Below are 12,628 nucleotides of genomic sequence, written 5' to 3'. Positions count from 1 at the left end.
GGGGGTGGGCGGGCGGGAAAGGGGTGGAGCGAGCCTTCGCCGGCGTTTACGATCCCGGTGGGCATCGCGCGTCGGTCACCGGCCGGGTGAGGCGTGGAGGTTCCCGTGAGATGCCTCTGGAGGCATTCCACAGTGTCAGTAGAGCTGAATCACACGATCGTTCACTCCCGGGACAACCGGGCATCCGCCGAATTCCTGGCGCACATCCTGGATCTGGAGATCGGCACCGAATGGGGCCCCTTCATTCCGGTCGACACCGGCAACGGTGTCACTCTCGACTTCGCGACCGTCGGTCAGGAGTCCATCACTCCGCAGCATTACGCCTTCCTTGTGCCCGAAGAGGATTTCGACGGGATCTTCGGACGGATCAAGGACGCCGGAGTCGATTTCTTCGGTGATCCGCACGGCAAGCTGCCGGGGCAGATCAATCACAACCACGGCGGGCGAGGGGTGTATTTCCTCGATCCGGCGGGTCACTACCTGGAAGTGATCACACAGCCGTACGACAACGTCGTACCGGACGCGGCCGAGTAGGACCGCGCCGCGGCGTCCCCCACACCGCTGTCGCGAGGGTGTGGGGGGGGTGCCCGTACGGGCGGGTCAGCGGCGGCCCGCCAGGAACTCCGCCGCCGCGACTCCCGAGACGCGCGTCGCGCCATGGGTGACGACATGGACGGCGCCGGGGGCCGCGCCGTTCGGTACGCCCATCTCCACGACCACCGCGTCGGGCCGGCTCCCCAGCAGCCGTGCCATCGCCGCCGACATCCAGCCGTGCCGCGCCGCGTCGCGCACCACGACGACCAGCGCGCGTTCGGCCGCCGGGTCGAGCACCTTGCGGTCCAGCAGGTCCCGCAGGCCGGGCAGTTCGCCGGATCCGGCCGGAGCGCCGGACGGGGTCAGGTCACCGGCCTCGGTGAGGTCGGCCTCCGTCAGCCGTACGGATGTCGTGCCGGGCAGCAGATCACTCAGCGGGGCCGCCACGCCCCACGGGGTCTGCCCGTCGACGGCCAGGTTCATCGTCGGCGACAGCTCCACCACGTGCGGGGCGCCGACGAGCGGCAGCACCGACTCGCGGCCCTGCTCGGTCCGTACGCTCAGCGCGCGCCGGGCGGCCACGAGGCCGATGTCGGACGCGGCGTTGTCGGCGGTCACGGCGCGCGTACGGCTGCCCGACCAGGCGGCGAACTCCGCGACCCGCGCCGCCGCTTCGCAGATCCGGGCCTCGGGGAGGGTGCCGTCGAGCACGGCTCGCACCAGGGCTTCGGTGAGCTGGTCGAAGGTGGCCTCACCGGCGTGCTCACCGCCGACGCACACCGCGTCGGCCCCGCCGGTGACCGCCCGTACGGTGGCCCCGTCGATGCCGTAGCGGGCGGTGACCGCGCTCATCTCGATGCCGTCCGTCACCACCAGGCCGTCGAAGCCCAGCTCGCCGCGGAGCAGGTCCACGAGGATGCGGGGGCTCAGTGTGGCCGGCAGCTCGGGGTCGTACGCGGGCGCGAGGAGGTGTGCGGTCATCACCACGCGTACGCCCGCCTCCATCGCGGCGACGAAGGGCGGCAGCGCGGTGGCGGCGATCTCCTCGGCACTCGCCGAGACCTGCGGCAGACCGTGGTGGGAGTCGACCGCGGTGTCGCCGTGGCCGGGGAAGTGCTTGGCGCAGGCGGCGACGCCGGCCGACTGGAGACCGCGTACCCAGGCGGCGGTGTGCCGGGAGACGACGTCCGTACGGGCGCCGAAGGAGCGGGCGCCGATGACGGGGTTGAGGGGGTTGGAGTTGACGTCGGCGCTGGGCGCGTAGTTGAGGGAGATGCCGGCGGCGTGGAGTTCGCGCCCGATGTCGCGGGCGACGGACTCGGTCAGGTCGATGTCGTCCACGGCACCGAGCGCGAGATTGCCCGGCCGGGACGCACCGGTCCAGGCTTCGAGCCGGGTGACGTCGCCGGCCTCCTCGTCGATGGCGATGATGAGGTCGCGATTCTCCGCGCGTAGCTCGGTGGTGAGGCGCGCGACCTGTTCGGGGTCGACGATGTTCCGGCCGAACAGGACGACGGAGGTGAGGCCGTTCGCGATGGCACGGCGCACCCAGTCGGGCACGGTGGTGCCCACGAACCCGGGCTGGAGCACCGTCCCCGCGAGACGCGTCAGTTGCTGGTGACGGCTGCTCGGCCGGCTGCTCGACTGCATGCGGGTCCTCCGAAGGCGCATCGCTCGGCGGCCGGCTCAGCGAACCGCCTCGGAACTTGGTACAGGCCAATCGGATGTTGGCTTAGACCAATAGCCGTGTCAAGGACGTATCGGGCTGTCGCGTTGTACGAACTCGACCCGGAAGCTGATGGATTAGCCCGTTCATGAATATTTGGTGAGGCTTCGAGGGAGCGGATGGACAGGACCGCACCCCCCCAAGCCCACACCCGCACCCATACCCACGTCTACAGACCGAAGAGCGCCAACGACGGCTCCAGGCCGTGCAGTTCGACCGGCACCGTACGGTGCGCCTCCCACCCCGCGCGGTCCAGACGCAGCCGCCGGTGCGGGCGCGCCTGACCCCGTACGCTCAGCACTTCCAGCCCGTCCGGCCGGTAGCCGAGCTTCGAGGACACCCGCAGCGACCGCGCGTTGTCCGCCATCGCCCCCGACGTCATGTACCGGGCCCCCAGCCCCTCGAACGCCAGATGCAGCACCGCCGCCCGCATCTCCGTACCGATACCGCGCCCCTGGTGGGCCAGCCCCAGCCACGAGCCGGTGTGCGCCTCGCCGGTCACGGCGAAGTCCGTCGCGCCCAGGTCCTGGCGCCCGACCACCTTTCCTTCGCAGCTGACGGCCAGACCCAGCGACCATTTCCGGGGAGTCCAGCCCGCCACGGTGCCGAGCAGATGCTGGAAGGTCGCCCGCGCCCGTTCCTCGGGGCCGACATCGGTCCACGCCTCGGCGAACGGCATCCAGTCCTCGTCGTGCACCCCGGCGGCGGCGACCGCCGCCAGTTCCGACAGCCGGTCCAGATCCGGCAGGCGCAGTTCAAGGCGCGGCGTGGTGATCCGCAGGTCGTACAGGGGCCAGATATGAGGTTCCATGACGAGAGCCTGCCGAATCGGCCACCGGGGCGTCGACCGGATTACGTGTCGGGGTGATCCCGTAGCCGACGAGCCGGCCGACCCGCAGCACCCGGCCGGCGAGGCTGAGCAGGCCGAGCAGGCCGAGCAGGGCGAGCAGGGCGAGCGCCAGGAAGGTGCCGTTGAGGGTGAGGAGCACGTCGTGCGGCGTCGGGAGCCCGGACCACGCGTCGTGGTCCGGGCTCTGCTGCCGTGCTCCGCCGCCCCGCGGCGGGTGATGCGTCAGCTCTGTGCGGCGTCGTCGCCGGTCTGCCCGGCGCCCTCGGTCTCGTCCGCGCCCGCAGCCGCGCCCGCCTTCTCGCGCATCTTGCGCACCAGCTCCGCCTTCTGGTCGGCGGCACCCTTGCGGTCGAGGTTGCGGTGCGGGCCGTTGTTCTGCCGTTCGGCACGGGACAGCCGCTTGCGCTGGCCGCCGCCCATGCCCACGGGGTTGTTGATGTTCTTGCTGACGGTCATGGGTTCTCCCGGAATGATGTGAGGTGATCTACGGACTCGTCGGCGGGGGGACGGGCGTGGTGACATCGAGGGACGTCAGCGGGGGCCCGTCACGCTCTCACTCGTAAATCGGCGTCTGGAAGAACATGCCAAAGACGTTACCCGGTCATCCCACCACCGCCGACACCACGGCAGACGCCAGTGATCGCCGCCCGCCCCGGCCCCCTACCCGCCTGCTCGCCTACTCGCCTACTCCGTGCGCAGCCCCTCCGGCCGCATCATCCGCCACAGCGGTGGCAGGCTCGCCAGCGTCACCAGCAGGATCACTGACGCGCCGATCGCCGCGTACGGCGCGAAGACCCACCAGTCGCCGCTCGACTTGCCGATGATGCCCAGCATGAATCTGCCGAGGACGAGCCCTCCGGCGACCGCGAGGGCCGTGCCCAGCACCAGCGGCACCGCCGTCTGCCACAGCACCGACCAGACCAGCGTCCTGCGCCGCGTACCGAACGCCACCAGGACGGACAGCAGGCGCTTGCGCTCCCGCAGTTGCTCGATCTGGGAGACCAGCAGGCTGGCCGCGATCAGCGTCATCGTGAGGCTGCCGCCCACCAGGAGGCCCGCCTGCACGCTCTCGTACTGCTTGTCGCGCTCCAGGTCCACCAGCGGGTTGATCCGCAGGGTCGGGTCGATGTCCGCCGCCGTTCCGCGTACGTACTCGGCCGCGTCCGGCACCGACCGGTCGATCTTGATGGAGGCCCTGGCCGTGGCCCCGGGCAGTTTCACGGAGCCGAGCGCGCCCGGGGTGGCGAGGATGCCGTCGTGCACGTCCCCCATCGGATCGGGGAAGGTGACGACGGTACGGGCCGACCTGGGCACCGTCCACAGCACCGGCTTGCCCTTCCCCTCCCCGTAGTCGCCGGTGAGGTCGATGGAGCTGCCGGGGGCAGCGGCCCGGTCGGTGTTGTCGTTCTGCCGCTCCACCCCTTCCGACCCGACCTTCTTGGCTGCCCTGGCGTCGAGGTGCCCGACGAAGGTGTCCCCGTCCCGGCAGGTGGGGAGTTCGGCGATCTCGCGCAGCGTGGCGCAACTGCCCACCGTGAGGGTGGTGATGGGCTGCCAGCCGTACTCGGTGGGAGCGCCGGTGCCGGCCACGTAGACCTCGACGGTGCCGATGACCTTCGCGACGCCCTTCGTGTCGCGGAACTCCTGGATCATCCGCTCCGCGAGCGCGGGGTCGCCGTAGTCGCCGGTGACGTAGAAGTCGGCCCGTTCGGTGTCCTGCCCGGTGATCTCCATGAAGTCCTTCTGCATGACGCCGAACATCATCTGGAGAGCGATGGCGCCCGCGACCGCGACGGTGATGCCGCTCACCGCCCGCGCCGCCGTACCGCTGCTCAACTGAAGCCTGCGGGTGGCCAGTTGCCAGGAGACCGGTCCGCCGCGCAGCCGTGAGACGGCCAACTCGACAAGCCACGGCAGCAGTCCGGCGAGTCCGATCAGCACACACGCCGAGCCGGCGGCGATGGAGACCGGCCCGCCCGTCGACGCCACGGTGTCCACGCGCCCGGTGGTCGCGAGGATGCCGATGCCGAGCACGGGCAGCAGCAGCCGCCACCACAGGCGCCGCCGGCGCGGACCGGTGTCGCGTACGACTCCGAGCGGTTCGATGGCCACCGAACTCAGCGCGACCTGGGTGACCACGACGGCGGCGACCGGCACCGCGAGCACGATGAGCAGCGCCAGCAGGGGCACCGGGGTGATGTCGGACGGGAAGGCGCTGTAGCCCCAGAGCCTTACGTGGCCCACGATCTGACGCACGATCAGAAAGAACGCGGCACCGACGGCCAGCCCGGCCACCGTCCCGGACAGGGCCTCCCCCGCCGCGATACGCCGCACCGTCCTGGCGTCGGCCCCCACCAGGCGCAGCGCGGCCAGTCTGCGGTCCCTGCGGTCGCCGCCGAAGCGGACGGCGGTGGCGATGAAGATGGCCACCGGTACGAGCAGCACGACGCACATCAGGCTGACCAGCGCGACGAGCAGCGGGTCGAGCGGCGCCGGGTCCTCGTCGAGTCCGTAGCCGGCCGACCGGTTGCCGACACCGTCGACGGCGAGCGTCGAACTGCCCGCGTAGAAGAGCAGTTCGCCGGGGTCGACCAGACCCGCGTCCCCGATCGTGCCGACGATCCGGTCGTCCAGCCGCTGCGCCAGCAGCGCGCCTTCGGAGGAGGCGAGCAGGTCGCGCAGCGCGGGCGAGACGACCATCTCGCCGGGGCCGGGGATCTTCGCCACCCCGGGCGGCGGGGGCGCGTCGGCGCCTTCCGGGCGCAGCAGCCGGCCGCCGACCGGGTCGCCGCGGTACTCGGTGCCCGCCTCGGCCCAGAGGAAGGTGGTGTTCGTGCTGCCCTTGTCGACCGCCTGCGAGGCGGTCTTCGGGGTGTCGCGCGCCGCGCCGCGGCTCTCGCGCCCGTCGAGGAGCTGCGGGACGGCGGCGGCGGCGAGGAGCAGCGCGACACCGAGGCCGACACCGACGGCGGTCAGCGCCGTACGGGTCCAGCCCTCGCGCCCGCCGGACACGGCGAAACGTATGCCGAGCGCGAGGTCACGGAGCCAGGCGGGGACGCGGGTGGGGGTGGCGGTGGGGTCGGCGCCGGGGCGTGGCGGGTGCGGTGGGGAGTGCGGGGGCGCGTCCCGGTCGAGGAGCGTCATGCCGCGCGCCCCACGCCGCCGCCGTCTCCGCCCGCGCGCCCCACGCCGCCGCCCCGACTCCCGCCGTCCCCGCCCGCGCGCCCCGCGCCGCCGTCCCGACTGCCGCCGTCCCCGCCGGTCCGGCCCACGCCGCCGCCGTGCGCGCCGCCGCCTCCGTTGACGTACGCGTCCATGTCGCGCGTACGGCCGTCCCGTACGACGACCTCGCGGTCGGAGTAGGCGGCGACCCGCACCTCGTGCGTGACCAGCACCACGGCCGTGCCCGCCGACCGCGCCGCGCCGGTCAGCAGCTCCATCACGCGCTCGCCGTTGAGCGAGTCGAGCGCTCCGGTCGGCTCGTCGGCGAAGAGCACACGCGGCGAGGTGACGAGCGAGCGGGCGACCGCGACGCGCTGTCCCTGGCCGCCGGAGACCTCGCCGGGGCGCTTGGCCCGTGCGTCGGTGACCTCCAGCCGCTCCATCCACTCCAGGGCGATCCGCTCGGCCTCCTTACGGCGGGTGCCGCTGAGGCGCAGCGGCAGCGCCACGTTCTCCAGGCAGGTCAGCTCGGGCACGAGCTGACCGAACTGGAAGACGAAGCCGAAGTCCGTACGGCGCAGCGTGCTGCGGGCGCCGTCGGACAGCTCGGTGAGGTCGCGGCCCTGGTAGCTGATGGTCCCCGAGTCGGCGGACACGATGCCGGCGAGACAGTGCAGCAGCGTCGACTTGCCGGATCCCGAGGGGCCCATGACGGCGACGACCTCGCCGGCGTGGATCGAGAACGAGGCGCCGTCGAGGGCGGGGGTGGAGCCGTACGTCTTGTGCAGGTCGTACGCGGCGAGCAGCGACCCTTCGGGGGCCGCGGGGGTTCGGGGCGCGGGGGTCTTGGTGGCGGAGGTTCGGGGCGCAGGGGTCCGGGGCGCGGGGGTCATCGGTTTACTTCCTCGGCGAGCTTGTCCAGGCGGGCGGCGGTCAGCTCCAGCCAGCGCAGATCGGCTTCCAGATGGAACAGCGCGTGGTCGCAGATGAGCTGGTCCGAGAGGTCTCCGCCCCGCTTGCGCTCGGTCAGGACGCGCATCAGCCGCAGATGCTCGGCCCGCTGCGTGTCGAGCAGATCGGCGGCGCTGCGGCCGGTGAGCAGCGAGATGACGACCTTCGTATAGAGGGTCGACTGGAGATACGGCTCCGGCTTCTCCGGCTGCGCGAGCCAGCGCTCGACATCGGTGATGCCGGCCTCGGTGATCGCGTACCGCTTCCGCTCGGGCCCTCCCCCGGCCTCCATGCCGTCGACCTCGACGAGCCCGTTCTTCAGCAGCCGGGACATGGTCGAGTAGACCTGCCCGTAGTGCAGGGGGCGATCGTGGCCGAAGGAGTCGTCGAAGGCGCGCTTCAGGTTGTAGCCGTGCTGGGGGCCTGATTCGAGGAGCCCGAGGAGGGTGTGACCGATTGACATGCCGGACACTGTACATACGGCGTATACATGCCGTGTATAGCGGGGGTCGCCGAGGCCGTGATCCGCCGGCGGCCCGGATCGATTGACAGGTACAACCCCGGTTGTTTGGATGCCGCAAGCGCTTTCTGGCCTGAGTTCGCCGAATTTGCCGAGTCTGGAGCAGTCCCTTGCCGCTCTCGCGCCGCACCCTGCTGACGATGCTGCCCGCGTCCGCCCTCCTCGCCACGGCCGCTCCCCTGCGCGCCGGCGCCGCCGCGCGGCCCGCCTCCGCGAGCGCGGCCGAGCCCGGCGCCAACCACACCGCGCTCCTCGCCAACACCCTCGCGATCTTCGCCGGCACCGCCGAGTCCAACGCCCGCCCGGAGACCGCCGCCAAGCTCGCCGCCCTCACCTCGACGGCCCGCACCCGCCTCGCCGCACTGGACGGCGCCGGACCCGGCGAGCTGTTCAAGGGCCTGCCGCTCGGCACGAGCGACGCGAACCTCAACACCTCGTACCAGTACCTGTACGAGATCGCCCTCGCCACCCGCGCCCCCGGGCCCGCCCCGTCCGACCTCCGCGACAACGCGGCCGTCCAGCGCCGTGTCATCGACGCCCTGGCGCTGCTCCACGACACGTACTACGGCGACCAGTCGAAGGGCTACTACGGCAACTGGTTCAACTGGGAGATCGGCATCTCCGCGAGCGTCAGCAGGACCCTCGTCCTCCTGAAGGACGAACTCGCCGCGTACCGGCCCGGGTTGGCCGCCACGTATCTCACCTCGATGGACGCCTATCTGCGCAACGGCAAGGACGGCGACGTCGACCTCGACTCGCGCTTCCACACCGGCGCCAACCTCGCCGACATCACCACCAACCGCATCCTCCAGGGCGCCGTCACCGGCGACGACGCGCGGATCACGAAGGCCGTCGCCGACCAGCTGACCGTGTACGCGACGGTCGATCCGTACAACCCGCGGCACGGCGTCACCGACGGCTTCTACGCCGACGGCTCCTTCATCCAGCACGACTCCGTCGCCTACACCGGCTCGTACGGCAAGGTGCTGCTCACCCGCGCCGTACAGACCGTCAAGATCCTTGAGGGCACCGACTACATCGACACGGCCGATCTGGTGGCCGTCGTGCAGGGCTGGGTCGCCGACGGCTTCGCGCCGCTGGTCTTCGAGGGCTGGATGATGGAGATCGTCAAGGGGCGCGGGGTGTCGCGCACCGCGTCGGGGTACACGGACGTCGCCGTCGTCGTGGAGGCCGTCGTGGACCTCTCGGGCCACGCGACCGGTTCCGACGCCACCGCCCTGAAGGGCTATGTGAAGTTCGTACGGCAGACGTCGAAGGCCGCGCTGGATCCGGCCGTCTTCGTCTCACCGGTCAGCGTCGCGCTGTACGCCGACATCCTCGCCGACGCGTCCGTACCGGCGGCGGACCTCGGGGACGCCGCGAGCCACACCGCGTTCAACGCGATGGACAGGACCGTGCACCGGCGGCCCGGTTACGCGTTCGCGCTGGCGCGCAGCTCGAACCGGATCAGCAAGTACGAGTACATGAGCGGCGAGAACCTGATGCCGTGGTTCCAGGGCGACGGCGCGCACCATCTGTACCTCGCGGGCCAGGACCAGACGCTCGCCTTCGGTATCGACCACTACACGACCGTGTCGCCGTACCGGCTGGCGGGCGTCACCGCTCCCGTGGAGACGCGGCGGACGATCCCCGAGCTGTACGGCACGGCGTGGTACGACAACCCGGAGCGCGGCTTCACCTCGTCCTCCGAGTCGCAGAACACCTACGTCTACTTCCCGCGCGGCACCAACACCCTTTCCGGGGGCGCCCGTCTGGGCACGTACGGCGCGGTCGCGCTCGTGCTCGGCGACGACGTCGCGTACGCCGCGAAGCAGGCCGGCGAGCTGCCCGACGACTTCGTCGTCCACCGGAACGCCGCCGCCACCAAGTCGTGGTTCATGTTCGACGACGAGATCGTCGTCCTGGCGGCCGGGGTCGGTGACCCGGCGGGCCGGGCGGTGACGACGACGCTCGACAGCAGGATCGCCGCCCCGACGGACACCGTCACGGTCACCGGGCGGCTGCGGGACGGCGCCGAGTGGTCGGGCGGCGGTACGGCTCCGGGCCCGGTGGACTGGCTGCGCTACGCGGACGCCGGGCAGGGGGTGTCCGTCGGATACGTGTTCCTGGACCGGGGCGGGGACGGCGGCATTCGTACGGACGGGAACGACGGCGTTCATCCGGACGGGCGCGACGGCACGCCTTCGGACGGGAACGGCGCGATTCGTCCGACCGTCGCGCTCGACACGGTCACCAGGAGCCGGCGCGTCGTGCGTACGTCCAACCCCGACACCCCGGTCACCAAGCGGGTCTTCTCGCTCTCCCTCGACCAACCGGCGGGCGCGCGGCGGCTGTCGACGGCCTACGCGCTCGTACCCAACGCCACGGAGCGGCAGTTGACGGCGTACGGACGCGGGTACGGGCCCCGGGGCGGACCTGGGCACGGGCACGGACGCGGCCCGCTGTCGGTCGTCGCCAACACCACCCGCGTCCAGGCCGTCGAACACCGCGGCCTTTCCCTCCTCGCCGCCAACACCTTCGCGCCCGGCACCCACCACGCCGGCCGTCTGACGATCGACGGCGCCGCGTCGGTGCTCCTGCGGACATCACGCGACGGCTCGCTGTCGATCGCGGTGTCCGACCCGACCACGGAGCGGAGGACGGTCTCGGTCACCCTGCGCGGCCGTTGGCTGCGCGCGGTGTCGGCCGACGACGGGGTGCGCGTCCGCAGGGTCCTCGGGGGCACCCGTATCGACGTCGACACGCACCAGACGCACGGCCGCAGCCTGACGGCCCGGCTGCGGTAGCGCGGCGAACCGCGCCACCGGCCCGCCACGAGCCGCCGCCCGCGGTACCACGACCGGATCACGCGCCTGCCGTGAACACCGTGAAAACGACCGGATCCGGCAGCTGACATCACCTTTCGGCCAACGATTCAGATGTCCCGGGTTCACAGACAACCCACAGCACCCTCTCCCGCCTCTCACTGGCAGGGAGACAGTTCCGCGATCAGAGTCCGTTACCTCGCTTCGCGCCGGCTGTTCGTCCACACCGTCCACGCAGGCAACCGGACAACTCGGAAAACGAGGAACGATGACCAGAACGCACCAGGCCCGGCTTCGGCGCTCGGCGATGGCCGCCACCGCGGCGCTTGCCGTGACCGCCGGTGTCGTGGCCGCGGCGCCCGACGGCGTCTCGGCGCAGACCACGCCGAAGCTCAGCCTGATCGCCGCGACCAACTCGCTGACTCTCGACTCGTGGAAGGAGGACCCGGGCGTCTACCTCGACCTCGGCACCTACCTCACGGCCGAGGGCGGGCCGTTCGAGCTCAAGGTGACCCGCAAGTCGTACAAGGACCCGGTCGTCATCGAGCAGATCATCCACGAGGGCGACAAGACCACCAGCAAGACGCTGCCCGCGGGACTGGTGAAGGACTTCTCCGGACTCCCGGACTTCGCCCAGATCAGCATCACGGACACGAACCGCAAGGTCGTGCTCAACAAGAGCGAGAAGTACTGCCCGAACAACGCCGCCGGCCGGATCGACCCGGACGGCCCGGCGAAGTCGAAGTACCCGGAGAGCTGCCCGCCGAACGCGTTCACGCTCGGTTCGGTGTGGGGCGTGGAGAAGGGCTGGGCGTCCAACACGTACGCCGGTTTCGACTCGGAGCCGGTCGAACTCGCCGCCGGGAAGTACACCGCCAAGGTGACGGTGAACAAGAAGTACCGCGATCTCTTCGGCATCTCCAGCAAGCCGCAGATCATCAAGCTGACGGTCCGCGAGCGCAGTTGGGAGGACGAGGACGGCGGCGTCGGCATGCGCGCCAAGAACGGGGCGTCCGGCCACAGCGGTCACGACATGTCGGCGATGAAGGGCATGGCCGGGCACGGCTCGATGCGCCCCGAGGCCCCCGCCGCCCCGACGAGCGGCGCCATCCCCTCGTACAACGTGGGCCACGGACCGCTCATCCCCGCCCCGCCGGCCCTGCCGTGGGCGCTGAAGAAGTCGTCGCTGCGGAGCGCGGTGGCGCCCGTCGGTGACGGCCCCGGCCGCACCGACGGCTCCCGCCAGGCGCCGGGCGCGGAGCCCAACGCCAAGCGCCCGACCGGCAAGGCGTCCGTCCCGGACGTCCCGAAGCCCGACCTGCGTTCGCTGCCGGCCTACGGCATCGAGATCAGCGACGGCGGCGAGGACGTCAAGGGCAAGGACTACCTCGCCTTCAGCGCCAACGTCTGGAACGCGGGCCCCGCGCAGCTCGTCGTGGACGGCTTCCGCAAGCCCGGCAAGGAGCTGATGGACGCCTACCAGTACTTCTACGACGCGGACGGCAAGCAGATCGGCTACACCCCCACCGGCACCATGGAGTGGGACCCGCGTCCGGGCCACGAGCACTGGCACTTCACCGACTTCGCCAGCTACCGGCTGCTGAAGGCGGACCAGAAGGAGCAGGTGCGCAGCGGCAAGGAGGCGTTCTGCCTGGCGAACACCGACGCCGTCGACTACACGGTGAAGAACGCCAACTGGCACCCGGGCAACACCGACCTGTCCACCGCGTGCGGCCAGGAGAACTCGATCTCCGTCCGTGAGGTGCTGGACGTCGGCTCCGGCGACACGTACACGCAGGACCTGCCGGGCCAGTCCTTCGACATCACCAACCTGGCGAACGGCACCTACTACATCCAGGTGCTCGCCAACCCCGAGAACCGTCTCAAGGAGACGAGCCTCACCAACAACAGCGCGCTGCGCAAGGTCGTCCTCGGCGGCAAGCCGGGCGCGCGCACGGTGAAGGTGCCGGCGCACGACCTGGTCAACTCCAACTGACCTCTGTTGTGACGTAGTTCGACTGTCGGCCCCCGGGACCTCCACCCGGGGGCCGACGCCGTAT

Annotated in this window: 9 protein-coding genes and 1 pseudogene; 3 read left to right on the top strand and 7 right to left on the bottom strand. The window is 71.3% G+C overall.

Annotation, left to right across the window (positions count from 1 at the left end; all coding sequences use genetic code 11):
- The first annotated feature begins 132 nt into the window (after window positions 1-132).
- Window positions 133-534: a VOC family protein gene (locus ACFYNU_RS25265; RefSeq protein WP_356588737.1), complete on the top strand. Its 402-nt coding sequence runs from the start codon at window positions 133-135 to the stop codon at window positions 532-534.
- Between the two features lie 66 nt (window positions 535-600).
- Here ACFYNU_RS25265 and ACFYNU_RS25260 read toward each other — a convergent pair whose 3' ends face one another.
- The 7 genes and pseudogenes from ACFYNU_RS25260 to ACFYNU_RS25230 form a co-directional block, all read right to left on the bottom strand.
- Complete coding sequence (locus ACFYNU_RS25260) at window positions 601-2,184, bottom strand: glycoside hydrolase family 3 N-terminal domain-containing protein (protein WP_356588738.1); 1,584 nt, start codon at window positions 2,182-2,184, stop codon at window positions 601-603.
- 245 nt (window positions 2,185-2,429) lie between these two features.
- Window positions 2,430-3,071, bottom strand: a complete 642-nt coding sequence (locus ACFYNU_RS25255; RefSeq protein WP_356588740.1) for a GNAT family protein — start codon at window positions 3,069-3,071, stop codon at window positions 2,430-2,432.
- A complete protein-coding gene (locus ACFYNU_RS25250) occupies window positions 3,016-3,249 on the bottom strand; it encodes a hypothetical protein (protein ID WP_356588742.1) in 234 nt (77 codons plus the stop codon). The genes ACFYNU_RS25255 and ACFYNU_RS25250 overlap by 56 nt, the downstream gene beginning before the upstream one ends.
- A gap of 83 nt (window positions 3,250-3,332) precedes the next feature.
- Window positions 3,333-3,566 (bottom strand): DUF6243 family protein, encoded by a 234-nt coding sequence (locus ACFYNU_RS25245; protein WP_356588744.1) that lies wholly within the window; start codon window positions 3,564-3,566, stop codon window positions 3,333-3,335.
- A gap of 228 nt (window positions 3,567-3,794) precedes the next feature.
- The gene (locus ACFYNU_RS25240) at window positions 3,795-6,254 is read right to left on the bottom strand and encodes an FtsX-like permease family protein (RefSeq protein WP_356588746.1); all 2,460 of its coding nucleotides are present in this window, start codon (window positions 6,252-6,254) and stop codon (window positions 3,795-3,797) included.
- 167 nt (window positions 6,255-6,421) lie between these two features.
- A pseudogene (locus ACFYNU_RS25235) lies at window positions 6,422-7,165 on the bottom strand (ABC transporter ATP-binding protein); the annotation flags it as partial.
- Entirely contained in the window at window positions 7,162-7,686 is a 525-nt protein-coding gene (locus tag ACFYNU_RS25230) for a PadR family transcriptional regulator (RefSeq protein WP_356588748.1), read from the bottom strand. The pseudogene ACFYNU_RS25235 and the gene ACFYNU_RS25230, both read right to left, overlap by 4 nt.
- A gap of 167 nt (window positions 7,687-7,853) precedes the next feature.
- On the opposite strand from ACFYNU_RS25230, the gene ACFYNU_RS25225 reads away from it, so the two are divergent.
- Both ACFYNU_RS25225 and ACFYNU_RS25220 read left to right on the top strand, forming a co-directional pair.
- The gene (locus ACFYNU_RS25225) at window positions 7,854-10,550 is read left to right on the top strand and encodes a polysaccharide lyase family 8 super-sandwich domain-containing protein (protein WP_356588750.1); all 2,697 of its coding nucleotides are present in this window, start codon (window positions 7,854-7,856) and stop codon (window positions 10,548-10,550) included.
- 286 nt (window positions 10,551-10,836) lie between these two features.
- Entirely contained in the window at window positions 10,837-12,564 is a 1,728-nt protein-coding gene (locus ACFYNU_RS25220; RefSeq protein ID WP_356588752.1) for a lysyl oxidase family protein, read from the top strand.
- The last annotated feature ends 64 nt before the right edge of the window (window positions 12,565-12,628 follow it).

The sequence above is a fragment of the Streptomyces sp. NPDC006643 genome (assembly GCF_042870175.1).
In the GTDB taxonomy this organism is placed as follows: domain Bacteria; phylum Actinomycetota; class Actinomycetes; order Streptomycetales; family Streptomycetaceae; genus Streptomyces.
Note: the sequence above shows the minus strand (reverse complement) of the source record. Positions and strands in the feature narration are given on the sequence as shown.